The organism is Sphingobium olei, assembly GCF_042678845.1.
Lineage (GTDB): Bacteria > Pseudomonadota > Alphaproteobacteria > Sphingomonadales > Sphingomonadaceae > Sphingobium > Sphingobium olei.
The window spans coordinates 218,704-241,000 of sequence record NZ_JBHTLS010000134.1 but is presented as its reverse complement, the minus strand read 5'-3'; the positions used below and the strand labels follow the sequence as shown (position 1 = coordinate 241,000).

Annotated in this window: 22 protein-coding genes; 13 read left to right on the top strand and 9 right to left on the bottom strand. The window is 66.4% G+C overall.

The annotated features are described in order from the left end of the window. Positions 1 to 28 precede the first annotated feature (28 nt). Both ACFQ24_RS19190 and mgtE read right to left on the bottom strand, forming a co-directional pair. Complete coding sequence (locus tag ACFQ24_RS19190; RefSeq protein WP_380914149.1) at positions 29 to 427, bottom strand: DUF1489 family protein; 399 nt, start codon at positions 425 to 427, stop codon at positions 29 to 31. Between the two features lie 39 nt (positions 428 to 466). Then, positions 467 to 1,900 (bottom strand): magnesium transporter, encoded by a 1,434-nt coding sequence (gene mgtE / locus ACFQ24_RS19185; RefSeq protein WP_380914147.1) that lies wholly within the window; start codon positions 1,898 to 1,900, stop codon positions 467 to 469. 148 nt (positions 1,901 to 2,048) lie between these two features. Between mgtE and ACFQ24_RS19180 the strand changes: the two genes are divergently transcribed. Next, positions 2,049 to 2,504, top strand: coding sequence for a peptidylprolyl isomerase (locus ACFQ24_RS19180; protein WP_066770797.1), 456 nt, complete (start codon positions 2,049 to 2,051; stop codon positions 2,502 to 2,504). A 56-nt stretch (positions 2,505 to 2,560) separates the two neighbouring features. On the opposite strand, the gene ACFQ24_RS19175 is transcribed toward ACFQ24_RS19180, so the two are convergent. The 3 genes from ACFQ24_RS19175 to ACFQ24_RS19165 all read right to left on the bottom strand — a co-directional run bounded on the left by ACFQ24_RS19175 (position 2,561) and on the right by ACFQ24_RS19165 (position 4,709). Continuing rightward, positions 2,561 to 3,253, bottom strand: a complete 693-nt coding sequence (locus tag ACFQ24_RS19175) for a hypothetical protein (protein ID WP_380914145.1) — start codon at positions 3,251 to 3,253, stop codon at positions 2,561 to 2,563. Next, entirely contained in the window at positions 3,253 to 3,978 is a 726-nt protein-coding gene (locus ACFQ24_RS19170; protein WP_380914143.1) for a peptidase, read from the bottom strand. The genes ACFQ24_RS19175 and ACFQ24_RS19170 overlap by 1 nt, the downstream gene beginning before the upstream one ends. 119 nt (positions 3,979 to 4,097) lie before the next feature. Next, positions 4,098 to 4,709, bottom strand: coding sequence for a TetR/AcrR family transcriptional regulator (locus ACFQ24_RS19165; protein ID WP_380914141.1), 612 nt, complete (start codon positions 4,707 to 4,709; stop codon positions 4,098 to 4,100). A 161-nt stretch (positions 4,710 to 4,870) separates the two neighbouring features. On the opposite strand from ACFQ24_RS19165, the gene ACFQ24_RS19160 reads away from it, so the two are divergent. The 3 genes from ACFQ24_RS19160 (at position 4,871) to ACFQ24_RS19150 (ending at position 9,746) form a co-directional block, all read left to right on the top strand. Next, positions 4,871 to 7,237 (top strand): TonB-dependent receptor, encoded by a 2,367-nt coding sequence (locus ACFQ24_RS19160; protein WP_380914139.1) that lies wholly within the window; start codon positions 4,871 to 4,873, stop codon positions 7,235 to 7,237. 55 nt (positions 7,238 to 7,292) lie between these two features. Continuing rightward, positions 7,293 to 8,543, top strand: a complete 1,251-nt coding sequence (locus tag ACFQ24_RS19155) for a spinster family MFS transporter (RefSeq protein ID WP_380914137.1) — start codon at positions 7,293 to 7,295, stop codon at positions 8,541 to 8,543. A gap of 75 nt (positions 8,544 to 8,618) precedes the next feature. Further along, positions 8,619 to 9,746 carry an FAD-dependent oxidoreductase gene (locus tag ACFQ24_RS19150; protein WP_380914135.1) on the top strand — a complete coding sequence of 376 codons (1,128 nt, stop codon included), beginning with the start codon at positions 8,619 to 8,621 and terminating at the stop codon, positions 9,744 to 9,746. A gap of 5 nt (positions 9,747 to 9,751) precedes the next feature. Here the strand turns inward: ACFQ24_RS19150 and ACFQ24_RS19145 are convergent, their stop codons facing one another. Together ACFQ24_RS19145 and ACFQ24_RS19140 are read right to left on the bottom strand one after the other, a co-directional pair. Next, on the bottom strand, positions 9,752 to 11,329 hold the full coding sequence (locus tag ACFQ24_RS19145; RefSeq protein WP_380914133.1) for a peptide chain release factor 3: 1,578 nt from the start codon (positions 11,327 to 11,329) through the stop codon (positions 9,752 to 9,754). A gap of 123 nt (positions 11,330 to 11,452) precedes the next feature. Beyond that, entirely contained in the window at positions 11,453 to 12,340 is an 888-nt protein-coding gene (locus tag ACFQ24_RS19140) for an aldose 1-epimerase family protein (RefSeq protein WP_380914131.1), read from the bottom strand. A gap of 126 nt (positions 12,341 to 12,466) precedes the next feature. Between ACFQ24_RS19140 and ACFQ24_RS19135 the strand changes: the two genes are divergently transcribed. The 3 genes from ACFQ24_RS19135 to ACFQ24_RS19125 all read left to right on the top strand — a co-directional run bounded on the left by ACFQ24_RS19135 (position 12,467) and on the right by ACFQ24_RS19125 (position 14,069). Beyond that, positions 12,467 to 12,985 carry a hypothetical protein gene (locus ACFQ24_RS19135; protein ID WP_380914129.1) on the top strand — a complete coding sequence of 173 codons (519 nt, stop codon included), beginning with the start codon at positions 12,467 to 12,469 and terminating at the stop codon, positions 12,983 to 12,985. 93 nt (positions 12,986 to 13,078) lie between these two features. After that, on the top strand, positions 13,079 to 13,501 hold the full coding sequence (locus tag ACFQ24_RS19130) for a SufE family protein (RefSeq protein ID WP_380914396.1): 423 nt from the start codon (positions 13,079 to 13,081) through the stop codon (positions 13,499 to 13,501). A 61-nt stretch (positions 13,502 to 13,562) separates the two neighbouring features. Next, positions 13,563 to 14,069 (top strand): hypothetical protein, encoded by a 507-nt coding sequence (locus tag ACFQ24_RS19125; protein ID WP_380914127.1) that lies wholly within the window; start codon positions 13,563 to 13,565, stop codon positions 14,067 to 14,069. Positions 14,070 to 14,202: 133 nt separating this feature from the next. Here the strand turns inward: ACFQ24_RS19125 and ggt are convergent, their stop codons facing one another. Next, positions 14,203 to 15,900, bottom strand: a complete 1,698-nt coding sequence (ggt, locus tag ACFQ24_RS19120) for a gamma-glutamyltransferase (RefSeq protein WP_380914125.1) — start codon at positions 15,898 to 15,900, stop codon at positions 14,203 to 14,205. A gap of 52 nt (positions 15,901 to 15,952) precedes the next feature. After that, on the bottom strand, positions 15,953 to 17,008 hold the full coding sequence (locus tag ACFQ24_RS19115) for a quinone-dependent dihydroorotate dehydrogenase (protein ID WP_380914123.1): 1,056 nt from the start codon (positions 17,006 to 17,008) through the stop codon (positions 15,953 to 15,955). 339 nt (positions 17,009 to 17,347) lie between these two features. Here ACFQ24_RS19115 and ACFQ24_RS19110 point away from each other — a divergent pair, with 339 nt between their 5' ends. The 6 genes from ACFQ24_RS19110 (at position 17,348) to ACFQ24_RS19085 (ending at position 22,283) form a co-directional block, all read left to right on the top strand. Next, positions 17,348 to 18,286, top strand: a complete 939-nt coding sequence (locus ACFQ24_RS19110) for a helix-turn-helix domain-containing protein (protein ID WP_380914121.1) — start codon at positions 17,348 to 17,350, stop codon at positions 18,284 to 18,286. A gap of 86 nt (positions 18,287 to 18,372) precedes the next feature. Then, positions 18,373 to 18,816 carry an RrF2 family transcriptional regulator gene (locus ACFQ24_RS19105; protein ID WP_380914119.1) on the top strand — a complete coding sequence of 148 codons (444 nt, stop codon included), beginning with the start codon at positions 18,373 to 18,375 and terminating at the stop codon, positions 18,814 to 18,816. Further along, positions 18,813 to 20,297 (top strand): Fe-S cluster assembly protein SufB, encoded by a 1,485-nt coding sequence (gene sufB / locus ACFQ24_RS19100; protein ID WP_380914117.1) that lies wholly within the window; start codon positions 18,813 to 18,815, stop codon positions 20,295 to 20,297. The genes ACFQ24_RS19105 and sufB overlap by 4 nt, the downstream gene beginning before the upstream one ends. Before the next feature lie 31 nt (positions 20,298 to 20,328). Next, entirely contained in the window at positions 20,329 to 20,784 is a 456-nt protein-coding gene (locus tag ACFQ24_RS19095; protein WP_380914115.1) for a hypothetical protein, read from the top strand. A 3-nt stretch (positions 20,785 to 20,787) separates the two neighbouring features. Further along, a complete protein-coding gene (gene sufC / locus ACFQ24_RS19090; protein WP_380914113.1) occupies positions 20,788 to 21,534 on the top strand; it encodes a Fe-S cluster assembly ATPase SufC in 747 nt (248 codons plus the stop codon). Next, a complete protein-coding gene (locus ACFQ24_RS19085; RefSeq protein WP_380914111.1) occupies positions 21,531 to 22,283 on the top strand; it encodes a SufD family Fe-S cluster assembly protein in 753 nt (250 codons plus the stop codon). The genes sufC and ACFQ24_RS19085 overlap by 4 nt, the downstream gene beginning before the upstream one ends. Positions 22,284 to 22,297 lie beyond the last annotated feature (14 nt).

Below are 22,297 nucleotides of genomic sequence, written 5' to 3'. Positions count from 1 at the left end.
CTCTACGGCCGGGGTGACGAAGGTTGGTTTAGACGAGGCCGAGGCGCGCCAGTTCGCCCAGCATCGCAGGCGGCATGGCGTCGAGATCGTCGGATTCCCCGGTGCCAAGGTCGGGCGGCGCGTCGGCGTCCTCCAGATAGCGCCAGCCCTGATGCGCGCGCTTGGGGGTGGAGCGCACCGCGATAAGGCGCGGCTCCAGCCGGATCCAGTGGCGGCCGGTGCCGGTTTCCTCGAAGCCGATGATCGGGCTGCGGCCGACGATGCGGTGCTGGTGGATCCAGAAGAGCGAGCCGCCCGCCATGTCCGCGACGCGCTTGGGCAGGTAACGGGTCGACGTGCGTGCCTCCCCCGGCTGGCTTTCGAGCCAGGCGCGCAGCGTAGCGGGGCTTTCCGCGCCGAAGGCGATCTTGGTCATGTGCAGCGGCATGGCAGACTAGATGGGAGGGCGGCCGCAGGCGTCAATATGTCAGGTGAGGAAGATGGTGGCTAGGCCGAGAAAGGTGAGAAAGCCCATCGAGTCGGTCATCATCGTGACGAACACCGCCGACGCGACCGCCGGATCGACATTGTTGCGGTCGAGCGTCACCGGGATCAGCACGCCGGCCAGCCCCGCTACCAGATTGTTGATGAGGATGGCGGTGGCGAACACCAGCGACAGCCCCAGCTGGCCGTAAATGAGATAGGAGCCGATCCCGATCAGCGTCCCGAGCGCGGCGCCGTTCGTCGCCGCGATGCGGAATTCTCGTCCGATCATCCGCCAAGTGTTCGACCCGGTCACCTGATTGGTGGCGATGGCGCGCACCATGACGGCGAGCGTCTGCGTTCCTGCATTGCCGCCCATGCCCGACACGATCCCCATCAGCGCGGCAAGCAGCGCCAGATGCTCGATCGTCCGTTCGAAGAGGCCGACGACGGACGCCGCGATCATCGCCGTGCCGAGATTGACCACCAGCCATACAAGACGGGTCCGCACGGTCAGCAGCACCGGCTGGTTGATGTCGCCTTCGCCCGCGCCCGACAGGCGAAGGATGTCCTCGCCCGCTTCCTCGGAGATGATGTGGACGACGTCGTCCACCGTGATCATGCCGACGAGCCGGCCGGCGCGATCGACCACGGCGGCGGAGATCAGCGCATATTTCTGAAAGCGGAGCGCCACCTCCTCCTGATCCATATCGACCGGGATCAGCGTCTGCTCCCGCTTCATGAGGTCGGCCATGGCGACGCCGCGCGGGCAGGTCAGTATCCAGCTGAGCTGGGAATAGCCGACCGGCCGGTGCGCCGCATCGACGATGTAGATTTCCCAGAAGTCGCGGGTCAGGTCGTCATTGTCGCGCAGATAGTCGATCACCTGGCCGACCGTCATATGCTCGGGCACGGCGACCAGGTCGCGCTGCATCAGGCGGCCGGCGGATTCCTCCGGATAGGCGAGCGCGCTTTCGATGGCGGCCCGGTCTTCCGGCTCCATCGCATCGAGGACGGCCTGCTGGTCTGCCTCCTCCATATCCTCGATGATGGCGACGGCGTCGTCGGTGTCGAGTTCGGCGGCGAATTCGGCCAGCTGTTCGGGCGCGAGCGCGCCGATCAGGTCGTCGCGGACATAGTCGTTGAGTTCGGAGATCACCTCCGCGCCGACGAGGTCGCCCAGCGCCGCCGCGACGTCCGCCCGGCGTTCGGACGGGATCAGTTCCAGCAGGTCGGCGATGTCGGCGGGGTGGAGCGGCGAAACGAGGTCGCGCGCCTTTTCGCTGTCGCCTTCCTCCACCGCGGCGAGCACGGCGGTCAGAAATTCGGGCTTCAGCCGATCGTCCTCATCGTGGCTGGCCTCGGCCGCCTCGATCATAATGTCGTCAGTGTCGTCCCCATGGCCGAAGGGGTCGACGACGTCGCCGCGCTCGCTCATCGCGCCCCCTACTGTCCGGTTCCTGTAACATTCCGCCGCTTTCGCCCAAGCCCATCGGAAAAGCAATGGGCAGTCAGCGCTTCCATCCCCGTCTTAAGCCTTTATATGGGCACGACCCACCCCTTCCCCGGCACAGAGAGGATTTTTCATGGCCGACGACACGCTTACCCTTACCCTCGACAGCGGCGGCGACGTCGTCATCAAGCTGCGCCCCGACCTGGCGCCCGGCCATGTCGCGCGCATCGTGGAAAATGCCAAGGAAGGCTTTTACGACGGCGTCGTGTTCCACCGCGTGATCCCCGGCTTCATGGCGCAGGGCGGCGATCCGACCGGCACCGGCATGGGTGGCCACCCGGACAAGCCGGACCTGAAGGCCGAATTCAGCCGCGAACCGCATGTGCGCGGCGTCTGCTCCATGGCGCGCGCCAGCAACCCCAACAGCGCCAACAGCCAGTTCTTCATCTGCTTCGACGATGCGACGTTCCTCGACGGGCAATATACCGTCTGGGGCGAGGTGACATCGGGCATGGAGCATGTCGACGCGCTGCCCAAGGGCGAGCCGCCGCGCACGCCGGGCAAGATCGTCAAGGCGACCGTCGCCTGACGAATTTCTCCTCCGTCGCCCCGGGTTCGCCCCGGGGTGACGACAGGGGTGAAACCCTAGGGCTTCTTCTTGCCCGCCATGCCGTCCGTCATGGAAATGGCGCGCGCCGGTTCCGCTCCATTGTCGGCGGCGGGCGTTTCGGGCGGCGTGTAGGGGCCGATGCTTTCAATATGCCAGCGGCGCTGTTCGGCGGTCGCGCCCGGCACGTCGTTGACGCGGCGGAGCGTCACCTGGCGCAGGGTTGAAAAGGGTTTGCCGTTGGCGGCGATCCGGCCATAGACCTGCACCGGCACCGTCACATAGACCGAACCCGCAGCGCCCTCGGGATCGGCCGGCGCGCCGACATTGGCGTGGATTTCGCTGAAACCGCGGAAGCGCGCCTCGAAATGGGCGTCATCCTGCGCCCCGATCGCGCCCGATTGATTCCACATGTCCTGCGCGTCGATGAAGCGCCGTTCCTCTAGCAGGCCGTAATAGCCCTGCACGACCTGCGCCGCGCCCTGCGCGCTTTCCGGGTCGATCGAACCTTCCGCGATGGGTTCGGGGTCGATCGGCAGGCCGCCGGGCGTGCCGGGCGCTGGCGGGTTCAGCGGTTCCATCAGCGCCATCGCTTCGGCCCGGACGTTGTTTTCGACCTGGGTCTGGTTGGCGCCGTTGGCAAGATTGTCGATCGCGCTCTCCTCCCGCCCGTCGCAGGCGGCGACGAACAGGAGGGGCAGCATCAAGGCGGTCCTGGCCGACCACCGCATCAGTTGGGCTGGACCCTGGGCGCTGCGTCACGGCCGATGCCGCCGCGTGTGGGCCGGTCGGCGCCGAAACGCCGCGTCGGGCGGGAGCCCCAGTCGCGCTGCGGCCTGGGCTGGCCGATCTGCGGGCGCGGCTGCTGCGGCGTGGTCAAGCCCGGCTGCATGTCGGGACGCGGGGCGCCATTGCCCTGCCAGCGCCCGGTGCCGGGCGTGCCGTTCGGGCCACGGGGCGGGCGACCCTGCCAGTTGCCATCCGGGCCGCGCGGCGGGCGGCCCTGCCAGTTGCCATCGGGACCGCGCGGCGGGCGGCCCTGCCAGTTGCCATCCGGGCCGCGCGGCGGGCGGCCCTGCCAGTTGCCATCCGGGCCGCGCGGTGGGCGGCCCTGCCAATTGCCATCGGGGCCACGAGGGGGCCGCCCCTGCCAGTTGCCGGGCCGGCCGCCGCGACGGCTTTCCCAATAGCGGCGCTGCGCGGCGGACCAGCGCTGGCGACGACCGCCCCGGTCGTAGACATAATAGCCGTTGCCCGGATAATAGAAGCCGTCATACCAGCCATAGCCGCCGGGATAATAGCCGCCGTCCCAATAGGGATCATAATAGCCGCCGCCATAATAGCCGCTGCCGACGCTCACGCCGCCATAGCCATAGCCGTCATCGTAGCAGCCGCCCAGCGCCAGCGCCCCGGCAAGGCCGATCATGCCCAGTAACCGATGTCGGATGCCCGTCATCGCCTGTCTCCTTAGATATGTTATGGAGCGTCTAACGCGTGCCGGTTGAATTGGTTGTGAATGGATTGTCCAACCAATAGCCATCGCCAAGGGGGGCGCTTTGGATGCGCGGAGGCCGGTCAGCGCCTGCCGATGCCCCGTTCGATCAGCGTGTTGGCGATGCGGGCGATCTCTTCGGCGGGGCGGCTGTCGTCCCATACGCCATAACGCAGGCCCAGAAACACGTTCATCCCCATAATCGCCCAGGCATGGACCTCCTCCACATCGGGGGCGATCTCGCCGCGCTCGGCCGCCTTCGAAAGGCGCACGGTCATGCGCGCGGCGGTGTTTTCATAATGGGCGCGATAGGCGGCCTGATCCACGAACTCGGCCTCGTCGATGATTCGGTAGATTTCCTTGTGCGCGCGGGCGAACTCCAGGAAGCTCAGCAGGCCGATCCGTTCCGCCTCCACCCCGTCGCGCGCGGCGGCGATGCGGGGCGAGACATAGTCGCGCACCTGGCCTGACATATCGTTGACGAGCGCGCGGAAGATGTCATCCTTGCTGGCGAAATAAGTGTAGAAGCTGCCCAGCGCGCAGCCTGCCCGGCGGGTGATGCCGCTGATCGACCCTTCGTGAAAGCCCTTCTCGCCAAATTCCTGCGCGGCCGCCGACAGCAACGCGCGGCGGGTTCGTTCGCCCCGCGCGGTGCGGGGGGTCTTGTCGTCCTTGTCGGGCGGCGCGTCGGCCATCTCCACTCCCTGATGCTGTGTTCTTCTTGCAGCGTTCCTGCGCCGTCGTCACGCGCTCTCTTATTTCAAGTTGAAACCCGGTTCAACTTTCATTATCGAATAGGGCAACCGAGGCGATCCGGCAGACCGGACGCGGGATTTTTCAGGAGAGGACCGATCCGATGAAGGCTCGTCACACCATTCGCACCCTCGCTCTTGCCTCCGCCGCCTGGGGCGGCATGATGGCCGCGCCTGCCTTCGCGCAGGACAGCACGCCGCAGGCGGCCGCCGATGACGACGGCGGAACGATCGTCGTCACGGCTCGCCGGCGTGAGGAGACTCTGGTGAGCGTGCCGATCGCCGTCAGCGCCTTTTCGGGCGAGGCGCTGGAGCGAGGCGGCGCGGTCGACATCACCGACCTGGCGAACGTCACGCCCAACACCACGCTGGAGGCGTCGCGCGGGACCAACTCCACGCTCACCGCCTTCATTCGCGGCGTGGGGCAGCAGGATCCGGTGTCGGGCTTCGAACAGGGCGTCGGCATCTATCTGGACGATGTCTATCTCAACCGGCCGCAGGGCGCGCTGCTCGACATTTATGATGTGGAGCGGATCGAGGTGCTGCGCGGGCCGCAGGGCACGCTCTATGGCCGCAACACGATCGGCGGCGCGGTCAAATATGTGACGAAGATGCTGCCGCAGGATTTTTCGCTGAAGCTGAAGGGCACCTATGGCAGCTACGACCAGGCGGACGGGATCGTCAGCGCGTCCGCCCCGATCGGCGACCTGATCCGGGTCGGCGGCGCGCTGGCCCGCCTGTCGCGCGGCGGGTTCGGCAAGAACCTCACCACCGGCGAGGACAATTACAACAAGGATATCTGGGCCGGGCGCGCGACCTTCGAGATGGGCGGCTATGGCGAGCCGGTGCTGATGCGCATCACCGGCGATTATACCAAGGACAAGAGCAACGCGCGCGGCGGCCATCGCCTGATCCCGGGACAGGCTTCGGGCGCGCCGGTGCTGAGCGATGTGTTCGACACGCGCGGCGGGCTGCGCGACCCGCGGCAGGAGGTGAAGTCCTACGGCCTGTCGATGAACATCACGGCGGAATTGAACGACACCTTCACCCTCAAGTCGATCAGCGCCTGGCGCAAGGACGACAGCGCGTCGCCGATCGATTTCGACGCCCTGCCTGCGGTCGATGTCGACGTGCCGGCCTTCTACCGCAACGAGCAGCTGAGCCAGGAAGTGCAGGTGCAGGTGGATGCCGGGCCATTGAAGGGCATGATCGGCTTCTATTATCTGGACGCGAGCGCCGACACGCAGTTCGACACGCGCATCTTCACGACGCTCAATGGCCTCACCGCCTTCACCCAGGCGAATGTGGACACGGAAACCTACGCGATCTTCGGCGATTTCACCTATGATTTCAGTCCGCAGCTCAGCCTGTCGGCGGGCGGCCGCTATACCTGGGACGAACGGACAGCGGATATCCTACGCCAGAATTACCTGGGCGGCGGGTCGCCGGTGTTCGGCGGTGCGGGCCTGCCCTTCGGCGCGCCCAGCACCGATTTCCGGGGCAGCGCCAAGTACAGGAAATTCACGCCGCGTGTGTCCGTCAGCTACAAGCCGACGCCTGACCATAATCTCTACGCGAGCTATTCCAAGGGCTTCAAGGGCGGCGGCTTCGATCCGCGCGGGGTGGGCACCAACGCGCCGGACCTGAACGGCGACGGCGTGCGGCAGGATAGCGAGGTCGCGTCCTTCCTGGCCTTCCGCCCCGAAGAGGTGGACAGCTACGAGGTCGGCTACAAAGGCAATCTGATGGACGGGGCGCTCTATGTGGCGCTGGCGGGATTCTATGCCGATTACAAGGATGTGCAGATTCCGGGGTCCGTCGCCTGCACCGTGATCGGCGGCACGCCGCCGCGCCCGATCCCGTCCTTCTGCGGCGTCGTGTCCAACGCAGGCAAGGCGCGGTTCAAGGGGCTGGAGTTCGAGAGCAACGCGCGCCTTGGCCGCGACATGATGACGCCGGGCGACCGGCTCAGCCTCCAGACCGCGATCGGCTATATCGATGCCGAGTATCGCGAATATATCGCCAACATCGCCAGCGTGCCGACCGATGTGGCCGCGTTCCGCAAGGTGCAGAATACGCCCAAATGGACGGCGAGCGGCACGCTCTCCTACTCGACGCCGGTGGGCGAGGGCAGCCTCTACGCCGGGACGACCGTATCGTGGCGGTCGAAGACCTACCAGTTCGAGATCCCCAACCCCTATATCGACCAGAAGGGCTATGCGCTGTGGGATGCCAGCATCGTCTATACCGCGCCCAATGACCGCTGGTCGCTGGGCGTCCATGGCAAGAACATCCTGGACAAGGAATATAAGACGTCGGGCTATACCTTCGTCGCGGCCAACCCGGTGACGGGCGCGATCATCAACAATGCCGCCGGATTCCCGACGCCTTCGCTTGGGCGCGAGGGGACGCTGACGGCGTTCTACGGCAACCCCCGGCAGGTGTTCGTGACGGGGACGCTCAAATTCTGATGCGCTGCTCCCGCCCCGGCATTGGCCCAGGGCGGGCGGGCATGTACGAGGCCGCATGACCGACAGGACCGCTTCCCCCCGCTACCGCGCCATCGTGCTCGCGATGCTGTTGCTCGTCTATACGTTCAACTTTCTCGACCGGCAGATCCTGGGCATCCTGGCCGGGCCGATCAAGGCGGAACTGGGGCTGAGCGATACGCAGCTCGGCGCGCTGGGCGGGATCGCCTTTGCGCTTCTCTATTCGACGCTGGCGATCCCGTTGGCGCTGCTCGCGGACCGGACCAGCCGGACATGGGTGATCACCGTCAGCCTCGCCGTGTGGAGCGGCTTCACCGCCCTGTGCGGGATGGCGGGCAGCTTCGTGCAACTGTTCCTGTGCCGCATCGGCGTGGGCGTGGGCGAGGCAGGCGGCGTCGCGCCTTCCTATGCCGTCATTTCCGACTATTTCCCGGCGCACCAGCGGGCGCGGGCGCTATCGGTCTATTCACTGGGCATCCCGCTGGGATCGGCGGGCGGCGTGCTGCTGGGCGGCTATATCGCACAGACGGTGGAGTGGCGGACGGCCTTCATCGCTGTGGGGCTGATGGGCCTCTTTATCGCGCCGATCTTCCGCCTGGTGGTGCGGGAGCCGGCGCGGCCGGCGCAGGCGAAGGATGCGGTGCCGGTCTCTGCCGTGTTCGGCATATTGGCGGCCAAGCGCAGCTTCTGGCTGCTTGCCGTAGGCGCGGCATGTAGTTCGATGTGCGGCTATGGCGTGGCCTTCTGGCTGCCGAGCCTGCTCATGCGCAGCTTCGCCCTCGATCTCGTCGGCGCGGGGCAGTTTCTGGGCGGGCTGCTGCTGATCGGCGGGGTGGCGGGGGTGCTGCTGGGCGGATGGCTGGGCGACCGGATGGGGAATGGCGACAGGGCCTGGTATGCCTGGGTGCCGGCAGTCAGCTATGTGGTGGGCATGCCGCTGTTCGTCGTGGGCGTGCTGTCCTCCAGCGTTACCGCCGCCTTCCTCCTCTTCCTGATCCCGCAGGCTTTGGTCTATGTATGGCTGGGGCCGGTGCTGACCGCCGTGCAGCATCTGGTGCCCGCGCATATGCGGGCGAGCGCGGCGGCGAGCTTCCTGCTCATCAACAATCTCGTGGGCCTCGGCCTTGGCAGCTGGGCGGTGGGCAGCCTGTCGGACGCGCTGACGCCGCAGTTCGGGACGGAGGCGCTGCGCTATGCGATCGTCGCGGCGCTGGGATTCTACCTGCTTGCGGGGCTGTTCATGGCGCTGGCGGGCAAGGCGCTGCGGAAGGACTGGGTGGCGCAGTGAGATTGCGGTCCCGACGGTCTGCTTCGTTGGAGAGGGCAGACGGACCGGGAGGCGCGGATGGACAGACGGGCATTTATGAGCAGGGCCACGGGGCTGGCGGCGGCGCTGCCCCTTTCGGCCAGGGCGGGCGCGGCCTTCGATCCCTTTGCTGGCGTGGAACCGGTGCGCGCGACGCCCGACCGCATCTTCCGTACTACCGTCTGCCTGCGGCCCTTCCGCGCTGCAGGGCCACGCATCGAGGTGGAGCAGGTCGGCCGCAAGCGCGTCGTCCATAATTACGGCCATGGCGGCAGCGGCTGGTCGCTGAGCTGGGGATCGGCGGAGGTGGCGGTCGCGCTGGCGCTGGCGGACGGAGTGCGCGACGTAGCGGTGATCGGGGCGGGAGCGCTGGGGCTGACGGCGGCGCTGACGGCGCAGCGCGCGGGCGCGCGCGTCACCATCTATGCGAAGGAGCAATTCCCCTTCGTCCGGTCCGCGCGCGCGACCGGCACCTGGTCGCCCGACAGCCGGGTCGCGATGGAGAAGGCGGTCGATCCGGGCTTCGGCGATCGGTGGGAGAGGATGGCGCGCGCCTCCTTTTCCTATTTCCAGAGCCTGTTGGGGATGCCCGGCGATCCGGTCGAATGGACAGATCGCTACATGCTGTCCGATACGCCTTTCGGCCCACGGCGCGCGGCCGTTACGGGAGCGGAGAGGACAGACGATTTCCTCCATCTGGAAAGCCGGCTTGCCGACATCATGCCGCGCAGCGTCGATCTGGCGCCGGGCACGCATCCCTTTCGGCCGGCCTATGCGCGGCGCAACAGTTCGCTGACCTTCAACGTCGCCGATCTGATGCGCCAGCTTACGACCGATTTTCTCATCGCCGACGGGAGGATCGTGCCGATGGAATTCCATGCGCCGGGTGACGTCACGAAGCTGAAGCAGCCGGCGATCATCCATTGCACCGGCTATGGCGCGCGTGCCCTTTGGCGCGACGAGAGCATCGTGCCGGTGCGCGGCCAGATCGCCTGGCTGATCCCGCAGGCGGGCGTCACCTACGGCGTCTATTACGGGTCGCTCTCAATGCTGGCGCGGCGTGACGGGATCGTCGTGCAGGAGGTCGGGCAAGACGAATGGTTCGGCTATGGCGACGCCAATGAAGCGCCGGACCACGCGGCGGCGCAGGAGTGGGTCAGGCGGCTGGCGACCTTCTGGGCTTAGGCGCGCTACCGCTCTCGCGTGGCGCTGAACTTCACCTTGGGGTGGCGTTCCTGCTGGTAGCCGATGTCCCAGGCGCTGCGGGCCATGAAGACGAGGTTGCCGTCGCGGTCCTTTGCCATGTTCGCGCCGTTATAGGCGACCAGATCCTTGATCGCGGCATCGTCCCCGCTGATCCAGCGGGCGGTGTCGAAGGGGGAGGGTTCGAGACCGGCGGCGACCTTATATTCGGCTTCGAGGCGGGAGATCAGCACTTCAAGCTGGAGTTGCCCCACCACGCCGACGATCCACTGGCTGCCGATTTCGGGGTAGAAGACCTGGATGACGCCTTCTTCGCTAAGGTCGTCCAGCGCCTTGCGGAGCTGCTTGGTCTTGGTCGGGTCTTTGAGCGCCACGCGGCGCAGGATTTCCGGTGCGAAATTGGGAAGGCCGGTGAAACGCAGGCCCGGTTTCTCGCTCAGCGTGTCGCCCACGCGCAGCGCGCCATGATTGGGGATGCCGATGATGTCGCCGGGGAAGGCTTCGTCAGCGAGTTCGCGATCCTGCGCGAAGAAGAGGATCGGCGAGTGGACCGCGAGCGGCTTGCCCGAGCCTGAGGGCGTGAGCTTCATGCCGCGGCGGAACTTGCCCGAGACGAGGCGCATGAAGGCGATGCGGTCGCGGTGCATCGGGTCCATGTTCGCCTGCACCTTGAAGATGAAGCCAGTGACTTCGCTTTGGTCGGGTTCGACGGCGGCGGGTTCGGCCGGCTGGGCGCGCGGCGGCGGGGCATGAGCGGCCAGCGCGTCGATCAGTTCGGTGACGCCGAAGAGCTTCAGCGCCGAGCCGAAATAGACCGGCGTCAGGTCGCCGTCGCGATAGCGGGCGAGGTCGAATTCGGCATAGCCGCCCTGGGCGAGTTCGGCTTCCTCGCGGAGCCGTTCGAGCGCTTGATCCGAGAGGAGGTCGGCCAGCTTCGGGTCGTCCAGGCCGGAGACATGCGCTTCCTTGCCTTCGAACTCGCGCGAGGGGCCGGTGGGCTGGCGCAGGCGGTTCGTGGCGAAATCATAGATGCCCTCGAACTCGCCGCCCATGCCGGCGGGCCAGCTCATCGGGCAGACGTCGAGCTGGAGCTGGTCGGCGACTTCGTCCAGAAGGCCGAAGATTTCGCGGCCCTCGCGATCAACCTTGTTGACGAAGGTGATGATGGGGACGTTGCGCAGGCGGCAGACCTCGAACAGCTTGCGGGTCTGCGGCTCGATGCCCTTGGCCGCGTCGATGACCATGACGGCCGAATCGACGGCGGTGAGGGTGCGATAGGTGTCCTCGCTGAAATCCTCGTGCCCCGGCGTGTCGAGCAGGTTGAAGGTGATCGTCTCACCGTCGCGCGTGCGCTCGAACGTCATGACCGAGGAGGTGACGGAGATGCCGCGCTGCTGCTCGATCTTCATCCAGTCGGAACGGGCGCGGCGGTTCGCACCGCGCGCCTTCACTTCGCCGGCGAGGTGGATCGCGCCGCCTTCCAGCAGCAGCTTTTCGGTGAGCGTGGTCTTGCCAGCGTCCGGGTGCGAGATGATGGCGAAGGTGCGGCGGGAGGGGATGGTCATCTAAACGGTCATTCTATGGCGTCATCCCCGCGCGGGCGGGGAACCATCTCCTGACCTTGTGTCAGGAGGCGGCGTGAGGAGATGGATTCCCGCCTACGCGGGAATGACGGAAAAAAACAGGGGTCAGTTCGCAACCAGCGTCACGTCCATGCGGAAGCTGCGGGCGTCGCCGGGAAGGAGGGCCATGATGCCGGGCTTGTCCCAGACGTCGCCAGTGAAGCCGACCGGATCGGCCATGCCCGCCCAGGGTTCGACGCACAGATAATGGGCGCCGGGCTTCTGCCAGAGGCCGAGCCAGGGCGTGTCGGGGAAGTCTATTTTGAGATGCGGCTTGCCGGGGACGCCCCAGGTGAGGGATCGGCTGGCGAGGTCGTCCCAGATGAGGGCGTCGCCTTCGAACATCGCATGGGTCGGGGCGAGCGTGTCGCCTTCGACCGGTGAGGGGAAGGTCTCATGCGCGATGAGGCCGGGTTCGTGGCCGACCTTCCGAATGGGGGCTGGTTCGGATTTCTCGAAGGCGATGCGGTGGTCCTCCACGCTGCCGCCATAGGGAAGCGGCCAGGCGAAGGCGGGGTGGTAGCCGAAGGCGAAAGGCATTTTCGCCTCGCCCATGTTGCTGACCGTCGCGGTCATGCGGAGCGTCGGCCCGTCCAGCGCGAAGTCCATGTCGAGGCGGAAGTCGAAGGGATAGACGGCGCGGGTTCCCTCATCGGCTTCCAGGCGGAGGGTGACTTGCGCGTCGGACTGGTGGACGAGGGCGAAGGGTTTGCGGCGGGCGAAGCCGTGCTGCGGCATGGCATATTCGCGGCCGTCGAGGCGATAGACGTCTCCGCGTGACCGGCCGACGAAGGGAAAGAGCAAAGGTGCGTGCCCCGTCCACCAGCGCGGATCGGCGTCGGTCAGGAGGTCGCGCCCCTCCGCATCGGCAAGCGACCAGAGTTCCGCGCCTTCGGATGCGATGCTGGCCGAGAGGGCGGGCGAGGCAATGGACAGGCTGCTGGATTCGGACAAGGAAGGCTCCTGAAAGGGAAGGCCGTGGTAGCGCGGCGGCATAGGGCTGTCTGCCCCAAAGATGGTCGTTTCGCAGCGGGAACCGTTGTGCCGGCCAGCGGTTTGGCGGGTAGGGAGAATGATGACATGAAGAAGATCGCCATCGCCGCCACGCTGTCGCTGATGCTGCTGCTTCCGGCCGCCGCGCAGGGGCAGACGCAGGACAAGCAGGACGAGAAGAAAGAGGAGGGGCGGCGGGACGATACGCTCGACAAGGCGGGCAAGATCGCCACCCAGCCGGCCAAGGATGTCGGCATCGACAAGGCGGAGATACCGCCGGTGCTGGCGAAGGCGGTGGAGAACCCCTATGCACCGCCGCGGTCGCGGACGTGCAAGGGGCTGAACGCGTCGATGGCGGAGCTGAACGCGGTGCTGGGCGCGGACTTCACCGTAGGTAAGGAAGCGAACGAGAACCGCACCGGCAAGATCGCGGAGGCGGTGGGCAAGACGGTGATCAATTCGCTGATCCCCTTCCGCGGCCTGGTGCGCGAGATCAGCGGCGCTGCCCCGGCCGAGCGGCGCTTGCAGGCGGCGGTGACCGCGGGCATCGCGCGGCGGGGCTATTTGCGCGGGATGGCGGCGGCCAAAGGTTGCAAGGTGGGATAAGCGCACTGGCGGCGGGGCCGGGCTCCTGCGTTCGCAGGAGCCCATTGGGCGAGGCGAGCGAAAGCGGCTTCCGTCTTGGCCGTTGCGCCCTATATGGCGGGCATGACCGATCTGCCCTCCATCGCCGACCTGCAGGACGAATATGAATTTCTGGACGCGGACGACCGCTATCGGTTGCTGATCGACCTGGGGCGCAGGCTGGAGCCGATGCCCGATGCGCTCAAGACCGACGCGACCCTCGTGCGGGGTTGTTCGGCCGCCGTGTGGGTCTATCCGACCGCGCCGGAGCAGGGGCGGCTGCATTTCCTGGCGGACAGCAATGCCGCCATCACCAAGGGGATCATCGCGCTGGTCCTGCTGACGGTGCAGGACAGGAGCCCGGCGGAGATCGTCAGCGCCGACATAGAGGGCGCGCTAGCGCCCTTCGACCTCAGGAACCAGCTCAGTTCCAACCGGACGCAGGGCATTCCCAACATGATCGCCCTCATTCGCGAGACCGCCGCACGCTACGCCTGACAGGCAACCTATCCAGCCGCCGAACATTGTCCTTGCGTAACCAATGGCAAGGAGACGGGCGATGCGCGCCATCCTGACGATCGCGGCAGCCGCGCTGGCGCTGGCGGCCTGTTCGGGCAAGAAGGACGAGGGGCCGACCCAGCGCGAGCAGATCGGCCAGACGTGGAAATATGAAGGCGGCGAGGGCAACGGCGCGAAGGGCGCGAAGGTCGCCTATATCGGCAGCGCCAATACGGTGCAGACGATGACCGCGCCCGATACTTTTTCGGTGCTGCTGGTCCAGCCGCTCAAGAACGGCACGGCAGACGTGACGGTGAAGCTGGTCGGCGCGCCCTTCACCTGCGACCTGTCCGATTGCCGCGTGCGGGCCAGTCTGGATGGCGGCAAGGTGGAGGAATGGCAGGGCCGGATGGCGACCAACGACGATGGCATCACCATCGCGCCGTCGCAGGGCGCCTATGCCGCGATCAAGGGCGCCAAGACGCTGAAGGTCGATTTGGTGGTGGACGGGAAGGAAAAGACCGCGCCGTTCACGTTCAATGTGGCGGGGCTGGATTTGAAGGGGTGAGGGCGGCTCGGTGAGGCGAGCCGGATTCTATTCTCTCCCGTCATGCCGGGCTTGACCCGGCATCCCGCTTTCTTCCTTGCGAGCGAGAGAGGAAGCGGAACCCCGGCTCCGGGCCGGGGTGACGAGGTCGCGATTACTCCTGCAAGGATACGCCGGGGCTGCGCGGATCGGCTGCGCCCTGCCAGCGGCCGTCGGGCAGGCGTTCGGCGGCGTTGGCCTTGAGGCCGAGGCGGGTGACGCTGACGCGGTGGCCGAGCTTTTCGAGCGGGGCCTTCATCGCTTCGAGCGATGTGCCCTGTTCGAGGACAAGGCCCTCGCCGTTGAAGTAGATGAGGCCCTGGGCGATCGAATCCTGCGCCGACAGGCCCCAGTCGAAATGGGCGATCAGCGCCTTCGCCACCTGCATGATGATGGTCTTGCCACCCGCTGCGCCTACGGTGAAGACCGGTGCGCCCCTGGCGTCATAGACGATGGTCGGCGACATGGAGGAGAGCGGGCGCTTGCCCGGCTCCACCCGGTTGGCGACGGGTGCGCCGTTCCTTTCCGGCGTGAAGCTGAAATCGGTGAGTTCGTTGTTGAGGATCACGCCGTTCGCGACCAGCTGGCTGCCGAAGAAGCTTTCGATCGTCGAGGTCCAGGCGACGATGTCGCCGTTGCGGTCCACGGCGACGAAATGGCTGGTGCCTTCCTCCGGCTGCGGCTTGGCGGCGGTGCGGGACTGCGCGCCGGGCGGGGTGCCGGGCTTATAGTCGTTCAGCGCCTTGTTGATGCGGATGAGCGCCGAGCGTTGCTTCAGATAAGCCGGCGACGTCAGCCCTTTAACCGGCACCGATACGAAGGCGGGGTCGCCCAGCCATGTGTCGCGGTCGGCATAGGCGAGCTGCATCGCCTCGGCGATCACGTGCCAGCTGCGCGGATCGTCCTTGCCCCATTGCTTGAGCGGAAAGCGTTCTACCATGCCGAGGATTTCGAGAACGGTGATGCCGCCCGCGGATGCAGGGGCCATGCCGCAGATTTTCCACACGCGATATTTGCCGCAGACGGGCGCGCGCGGGATCGCCTTGTAACCGGCGATATCCGCCTCGGTCATCGGCACGGGATTTTTCGGCGCGTCGGTGACGGCGGCGCTCAGCAGCTTGGCATTCTCACCCGTGTAGAAGGCATCCGGTCCTTCGGCGGCGATCCGCTTGTAGAGCGCGGCGAGCGGCGGGTTTGTGAGCGTCGTGCCGACCGGCGGCGGCGCGCCGTTCACCCAGAAGAGCTTCTGGATTTCGGGGAAGTCGGCCCAGATATTCTGCGTGGCGCGCAAAGCGGTGGCGGTGCGCTCGCCCAGCTGGAAGCCACCCTCGGCATAACGGATAGCGGGTTGGAACAGGTCCGCCCAGGGGAGCTTGCCCCACTTCTCGTGCGCGTCCCACGCCATGCGCAAATTGCCCGGTACGCCGACCGAATAGCCGCCGGGCCAGGCGTCGCGGAAGGAGAGCGGCTTGCCGTCCTTCATGAACCGGTCGGGCCGGGCGGCTGCGGGCGCGGTTTCCCGGCCGTCGATCGTGTCGAGCGCGCCGGTGCGACCGTCATGATGCAGGATGAAGCCGCCGCCGCCGATGCCGCTGTTATGCGGCTCGACCACGCCCAGCGTCAGCATCATGGCGATGGCGGCGTCGGTGGCGCTGCCGCCCTTGCGCAATATCTCCTGCCCTGCCTGCGCCGCGCGCGGATCGGCGGCGGAAACGGTGGCGTTGTGGGAGACGGGAGCGCGGGCAGCGACCGGCTGGGGAAGGAAGGCGACAAGAGCGAAGGGGGCCAGAAGGCCGAGGAAGCGGGACGTCATCGGCGGCACGATAGCCGAAAGGTTCTGCCCTGCAACCTGTTTGACAGGGCTTTTAGGCGTCAATGCCGACCGCTTGCTCGACATTGGCGAAGCCGTCGCGCTGGAGCAGGGCCTTCAGTCCCGCATTGATGCGCTTCGCCAGATAGGGGCCTTCATAGACCATGGCGCTGTAGAGCTGGACCAGCGAGGCGCCGGCGCGGATGCGGGCATAGGCCTGGTCTGCGGTGCCAATGCCGCCGACGCCGATCAGCGGCAGGCGCGCGCCCAGCAGGTGGCGGAAATCCCTGAGCCGCTGATGCGACAGGTCGGTGAGCGGCGCGCCGGAAAGCCCGCCCGCTTCCCCAGCATGGGGCGAACGGAGCGGGGGCCGGGTGATCGTGGTGTTGGAGACGATCAGCGCGTCGACCCGATGATCGAGGCAGGCGGCGGCGATATCCTCCACGTCGGCGGGTTCAAGGTCGGGCGCGACCTTCAGGAAAATGGGCGTCGCGTCGCTGCCCCGCGCCGCCATCACCGCGCCGAGCAGGTCGTCGAGCGCCGCCCGCCCCTGGAGCGCGCGCAGGCCTGGCGTGTTGGGGGAGGAGATGTTGACGGTGAGATAGTCGGCAAGCGGGGCCATCACCCGGACGCCGGTGACATAGTCGGCGATCCCGCGCCCCGCCGCCGTCGCATCCTTGTTCGCGCCGATGTTGACGCCGATGACCGGGCCGTCGCTGCCCTTGGGTCGGCGGTAGCGGGCGATGCGGTCCGCCGCGGCGCCCTGCCCGCCATTGTTGAAGCCGAAGCGGTTGATGACCGCGCGGTCCTCCACCAGCCGGAACAGGCGCGGTTGCGGGTTGCCTGGCTGCGCCAGCGGCGTCAGCGTGCCAAGCTCCGCGAAGCCGAAGCCCAGGCCGTGCATCTTGTGCGCGATGCGTCCGTCCTTGTCATAGCCGGCGGCGAGGCCGACCGGGTTCGGAAAGCGGATGCCTGCGACGCGGCTTTCCAGCATCGGGTCGTGCGGCAGCGCCGCCGGCGTCGGCAGGAATTGCAGCGCCGCGATCGACAGATGATGCGCGCGTTCGGCGTCCAGTGCAAAGAGCAGCGGGCGAAGCAGACGGTAGGACATGGCGGGCCTATGCCAGCGCGGACCAGGAACGTCGAGTCACTGTGGCGCAAAAGGCACAGGCGCGCCGATTTGACAGTTCGTTATAAGAAAGTGCGTCCGCCCTAACGTTCCGCTCCGTCAAATGTCCGTTTCGTCCAATAAAATGTCCCTGAGTCGGGCGTAAGGCGCGCTTGCGACCCGAAGGCTCTAGGCCATTTGGCCGATGAGACCTTTTCCTGACCCGGCGAGAGATCGCCGGGTCATTTTTTGGTGGGCGCCGACCAGCGAAATTTTTTTAATCCCCTGTTTGCGGACTCTTGCGCGCCGTGAGCGTTGGCCCATAGTGGCCTGGGGTGATTAATGGGGATGGTTAACGGGGATACGCCCGGCGGTGGGGTCGCGCTGCCGGACGGACAGGGTCCATTGTCCTATCGGGTGGACGCGGCGCAGGGGCCGGTCCGGCTCCGTTATATCGCGCCTCCGGCACATCTGACATCCTATATCGGTTCGCTCTACCTCTTTACCGTGTCGGCCGATCGCTTTGCGGATTTCACACGGGCGGACGTGCCGCAGCTCCGTTTCATGCTGGAGGGCGGCGGCGACTATTATTTCCACGACGGCAGCGTGGCGGCGACGCCCGAGGTGTGCCTGCTGGGACCGACCATGGGCGCGACCCGGTTCCAGCTCGACCGGCCGTCTCGCGTCCTGGGCCTGTCGCTGCTGCCGGCCGGCTGGCTCGCGCTGCATGGCGGGGACGCCAGCGAGATGGCGGACAGGCTATGCGACATGGGCGCGAGGGGAGAGGTTTATCGGACGCTGCTGGAGCGGCTGCGGGCGATGGGCGAGGATGCCGAAACGATGGCGGCGCTGTGCTGGGGCGAGCTGGAGCGGCTGATCCGCCCGCCGCGACAGGCGGTGTTGAACCTCCTGACTGCCGTGGACGGATGGCTGATGGGCGAAGGATCGCCGCGGGTCGAGGTGCTGGCGGAGGAAACCGGCCTGTCGCAGCGCCAGCTCGCCCGGCTGACCAACCGCTATTATGGCGCATCCCCCAAGCTGCTGGCGCGCAAATATCGGGCACTGCGCTGTTCGGCCAAGATCGCGCTGGACGGGGAAAGCTGGCAGCAATTGTGCGACGAGGGCGGCTTCTACGACCAGTCGCACTTCATCCGGGAAATCAAGCATTTCATCGGGCTGACGCCGCTTCAATTGCAGACCGAGCCGAGCGCCGTGGCGCAGCTCACCCTGTTGCGTCGGTCGCTGGGCGGCGATGTCGCCGTGCTCAACCGCCTGTCCTGAGCGGCGTGATTGGCTCTTGATTCCAGGGACGAAGGGGACCACATGCGCAATCGGATCGAATCGGTCTGATTTGAGAATGGTTCGCAATGCGCCTGTCGAGTTTCGCTGACTATGCCGTGGTGTTGATGAGCGCGGCCGCGCGCCATTGCGGGGCGGGAGCGGGGCTTGACCCTGCGACCCAAAAATATGTTCGGATGAATGCGACGACGCTGAGCGCCGAAACCGGCATCCCGCTGCCAACCGCGCAGAAGCTGGTGAGCCGTCTGTCGGCGGCGGGGCTGCTCGAATCGAGCCGGGGGACGGGCGGCGGCGTGCGGCTGTCGCGCCCGCCGGCCGCGATCACGCTGGCGGATGTGGTGGAAGCGGTGGAAGGCCCCATCGCCATGACGGCCTGCGCCGAGACGGGGGCGCATGACTGCAATCTGGAAACCGATTGCCGCATCCGCCCGCACATGAATATGGCGAACAACGCGATCCGCTCGGCGCTGGCCGGGGTGACCATCGCGAGCCTTGCAAGAGAAATGGCATGACCGACGAAGTGACCGCAGTGCGTAACCAGGAAGCCTTCGACGCGGCGCAGCGCGCCTCGACCTACGAGCATGGCTGGTCGTCGCAGATCGAGCAGGACTTCGCGCCCAAGGGGCTGAACGAGGACACCGTCCGCTTCATTTCCGCCAAGAAGGGCGAGCCGCAATGGCTGCTCGACTGGCGGCTGAAGGCGTTCGCCATGTGGCAGGAGATGGACGCGCCGGACTGGGCGAAGCTCAACGTGCCGCCAATCGACTATCAGGACGCCTATTATTATGCGGAGCCCAAGAAGAAGGCGGAGCTGAACAGCCTGGACGAGGTCGATCCCGAGATCCTCGCCACCTATCAGAAGCTGGGCATACCCATCGCCGAGCAGGAAGTGCTGGCCGGCGTCAAGGGCGCGCGCAAGGTCGCGGTGGACGCGGTGTTCGACAGCGTCTCGGTCGCCACCACCTTCCGAAAGGAGTTGGAGGAAGCAGGCGTCATCTTCCGTTCCATCAGCGAGGCGGTGAAGGAATATCCCGACCTGATCCGCAAATGGCTGGGCAAGGTCGTGCCGATGCACGACAATTATTTCGCGACATTGAACTGCGCGGTCTTTTCCGACGGGACGTTCGTCTACATCCCCAAGGGCGTGCGCTGCCCGATGGAGCTTTCCACCTATTTCCGTATAAATGCGGAAAATACCGGGCAGTTCGAGCGGACGCTGATCGTCGCGGACGAAGGCGCTTACGTCTCCTATCTCGAAGGCTGCACCGCGCCCATGCGCGACGAGAACCAGCTGCACGCCGCAGTCGTGGAGCTGGTCGCGCTGGACGACGCGGAGATCAAATATTCCACCGTCCAGAACTGGTATCCCGGCGACGAGCAGGGCAAGGGCGGCATCTATAATTTCGTGACCAAGCGGGCGCTTTGCCAGGGGCGCAACAGCAAGGTTTCGTGGACGCAGGTGGAGACCGGGAGCGCGATCACCTGGAAATATCCGTCCTGCGTGCTGAACGGCGAGAATAGCGTGGGCGAATTCTACTCGGTCGCGCTGACGAACAATAGGCAGCAGGCAGACACCGGCACGAAGATGATCCACAACGGCAAGGGGTCGCGCTCGACCATCGTGTCGAAGGGGATTTCGGCCGGGCGTTCGAACAATACCTATCGCGGTCTCGTCCGCGTCGCGCCGGGCGCGGAGGGGGTGCGTAACTTCACCCAGTGCGACAGCCTGCTGCTGGGCGACCAGTGCGGCGCGCATACCGTGCCCTATATCGAGGTGCGCAACCCGAGCGCGCAGATCGAGCATGAGGCGACGACGAGCAAGATTTCCGACGACCAGCTTTTCTACGCGATGCAGCGCGGGCTGGACCAGGAAGCGGCGGTGGGGCTGATCGTGAATGGCTTCGCGCGCGAGGTGCTGCAGCAGCTGCCGATGGAGTTTGCGGTCGAGGCGCAGAAGCTGCTGGGGATTTCTCTCGAAGGATCGGTGGGCTGAGCCCGCCACGAATAGATCAGGGACTAGAATTTTGAGCGACGAAGACGATATTCAGGATGCCCTCGCGGATTTCGCGGAGGATGTGGGGAACGGGCAGGCGTGGACTGCCGCGATCCGCATCCTGACCGAGGATTATGAGCTGGAAGAGGGAGAGCTGGAGGCGCGGGCGCGCAAGGATTTTGGCGATCTCGACGCTTATCAGGCGGAATGCCGCGCGGCGTTGGAGAAGGGCGACACGGCCTTCACCGAGAAGCTCAAGACCGACAAGGCGTTCCACAAGGCGAAGGCGCCTAACCTCGCTCGTATGGGGCCGGTGACGGAGTTCGTGACCGGCGTGCTGGAAAAGGGCGCGCCCGAGCCGGGGGCCGACTGGTGGCCCTATATGCCGATCAAGCGCCATATCGACACACTGTTCCCCGCGCCGGGCGACGTGCGCGACATGGCTTTCTGGACCGCGCGGACGCTCCAGCGCGCGCACAAGGGGTAAGTGATGCTTTCGATTGAAAACCTGTCCAACGAAATCGACGGCAAGGCGATCCTGAAAGGGCTGTCGCTGACCATCAACGCGGGCGAGGTCCATGCGATCATGGGGCCGAACGGGGCGGGCAAATCGACGCTGGCCTATACGCTGGGCGGCCGGCCGGGTTACGAAGTCACGGGCGGCGGCGCGACCTTCGAGGGCGCGGACCTGCTGGACATGGAACCGCACGAGCGTGCGGCGGCGGGCCTGTTCCTGGGCTTCCAGTATCCGGTCGAGATCCCCGGCGTTTCCAACCTGCAATTCCTGCGCGAAAGCCTGAACAGCCAGAAGCGCGCGCGCGGCGAGGCCGAGCTGAACGGCGGCGAGTTCATCCGCCTTGCCAAGGAAAAGGCCGGGCTGCTGGGCCTCGACATGGAGATGCTGAAGCGCCCGGTGAATGTCGGCTTTTCGGGCGGAGAGAAGAAGCGGGCCGAGATGGTGCAGATGGGCATACTCGACCCCAAGCTCGCGATCCTGGACGAGACGGACAGCGGCCTCGACATCGACGCATTGAAGATCGTGGGTGCGGGGATCAACGCAATCATGCGCCGGCCCGACAAGGCGGTGCTGCTCATCACCCATTATCAGCGGCTGCTCGACTATGTGAAGCCGGACTATGTGCATGTGCTGGCCGGCGGCCGCATCGTGAAGTCGGGCGGGCCGGAACTGGCGCTGGCGCTGGAGCGCGAGGGCTATGCCGAGGTGGTGGCGGCGTGAACGCGCTCGCTCTTCCGACGCGGCGCGACGAGGCGTGGCGCTATAGCGATCTGGAGGCGGTCGCCTCCGTGTGGCCTGTGCCGGCACCGACGCGGATAGCCGTGGCCGACGGCGCAAGCGCGGCGCATCATCTTTTGCAGAATGCGGCGGCCGGGCAGGCGGCGGTGCATGATTTTGTCATCGACATTGCGGACGGCGCGCGGTGCGATTTCCATGTGCTGAATGTCGGTGGCAAGCTGGGGCGGGTCACGTTCGACGTGACGCTGGGACGGGGCAGCCATTTCGAACTCAGCGGCGCGATCATCGGCGGGGGCGATCAGGTGCTGGAGATCGTGACGAAGGTCACGCACGCGCAGCCCGACGCGACGAGCGGCCAGACGATCCGGTCGATCCTGGGCCAGCGCGCCACCGGCAGCTATCTCGGCTCCATCAACGTGGCGCGCGATGCGCAGCGCACCGACGCGTTCCAGTCGGTGAAGGCGATGCTGCTGGACCGCACGGCGACCGCCAATGCGAAGCCGGAACTGGAAATCTTTGCCGACGATGTGAAGTGCGCGCATGGCGCGACGGTGGGCGAACTGGACAAGGCCGCGCTGTTCTACATGGCGTCGCGGGGCATGGACCCGGCGACCGCGAAGACGCTGCTGCTGAAGGCATTCGTCGCGGGCGTGTTCGACGATGTCGCCGACGAGGGCGTGAAGGACGTGCTGGAAGCGGCGGCGATCGCCAAGCTGGAGGCTTTGGTGTGACGAAGGAAACCACA

Coding starts and splice junctions, on each gene's coding strand:
- ACFQ24_RS19190 (WP_380914149.1), bottom strand. CDS start 427: ATGCCGCTGCACATGACCAAGATCGCCTTCGGCGCGGAAAGCCCCGCT.
- ACFQ24_RS19110 (WP_380914121.1), top strand. CDS start 17,348: ATGGGGATGGTTAACGGGGATACGCCCGGCGGTGGGGTCGCGCTGCCG.
- ACFQ24_RS19175 (WP_380914145.1), bottom strand. CDS start 3,253: ATGCGGTGGTCGGCCAGGACCGCCTTGATGCTGCCCCTCCTGTTCGTC.
- ACFQ24_RS19115 (WP_380914123.1), bottom strand. CDS start 17,008: ATGTCCTACCGTCTGCTTCGCCCGCTGCTCTTTGCACTGGACGCCGAA.
- ACFQ24_RS19160 (WP_380914139.1), top strand. CDS start 4,871: ATGAAGGCTCGTCACACCATTCGCACCCTCGCTCTTGCCTCCGCCGCC.
- ACFQ24_RS19170 (WP_380914143.1), bottom strand. CDS start 3,978: ATGACGGGCATCCGACATCGGTTACTGGGCATGATCGGCCTTGCCGGG.
- mgtE (WP_380914147.1), bottom strand. CDS start 1,900: ATGAGCGAGCGCGGCGACGTCGTCGACCCCTTCGGCCATGGGGACGAC.
- sufB (WP_380914117.1), top strand. CDS start 18,813: ATGACCGACGAAGTGACCGCAGTGCGTAACCAGGAAGCCTTCGACGCG.
- ACFQ24_RS19105 (WP_380914119.1), top strand. CDS start 18,373: ATGCGCCTGTCGAGTTTCGCTGACTATGCCGTGGTGTTGATGAGCGCG.
- ACFQ24_RS19155 (WP_380914137.1), top strand. CDS start 7,293: ATGACCGACAGGACCGCTTCCCCCCGCTACCGCGCCATCGTGCTCGCG.
- ACFQ24_RS19180 (WP_066770797.1), top strand. CDS start 2,049: ATGGCCGACGACACGCTTACCCTTACCCTCGACAGCGGCGGCGACGTC.
- ACFQ24_RS19135 (WP_380914129.1), top strand. CDS start 12,467: ATGAAGAAGATCGCCATCGCCGCCACGCTGTCGCTGATGCTGCTGCTT.
- ACFQ24_RS19145 (WP_380914133.1), bottom strand. CDS start 11,329: ATGACCATCCCCTCCCGCCGCACCTTCGCCATCATCTCGCACCCGGAC.
- ACFQ24_RS19165 (WP_380914141.1), bottom strand. CDS start 4,709: ATGGCCGACGCGCCGCCCGACAAGGACGACAAGACCCCCCGCACCGCG.
- ACFQ24_RS19125 (WP_380914127.1), top strand. CDS start 13,563: ATGCGCGCCATCCTGACGATCGCGGCAGCCGCGCTGGCGCTGGCGGCC.
- sufC (WP_380914113.1), top strand. CDS start 20,788: ATGCTTTCGATTGAAAACCTGTCCAACGAAATCGACGGCAAGGCGATC.
- ggt (WP_380914125.1), bottom strand. CDS start 15,900: ATGACGTCCCGCTTCCTCGGCCTTCTGGCCCCCTTCGCTCTTGTCGCC.
- ACFQ24_RS19150 (WP_380914135.1), top strand. CDS start 8,619: ATGAGCAGGGCCACGGGGCTGGCGGCGGCGCTGCCCCTTTCGGCCAGG.
- ACFQ24_RS19130 (WP_380914396.1), top strand. CDS start 13,079: ATGGCGGGCATGACCGATCTGCCCTCCATCGCCGACCTGCAGGACGAA.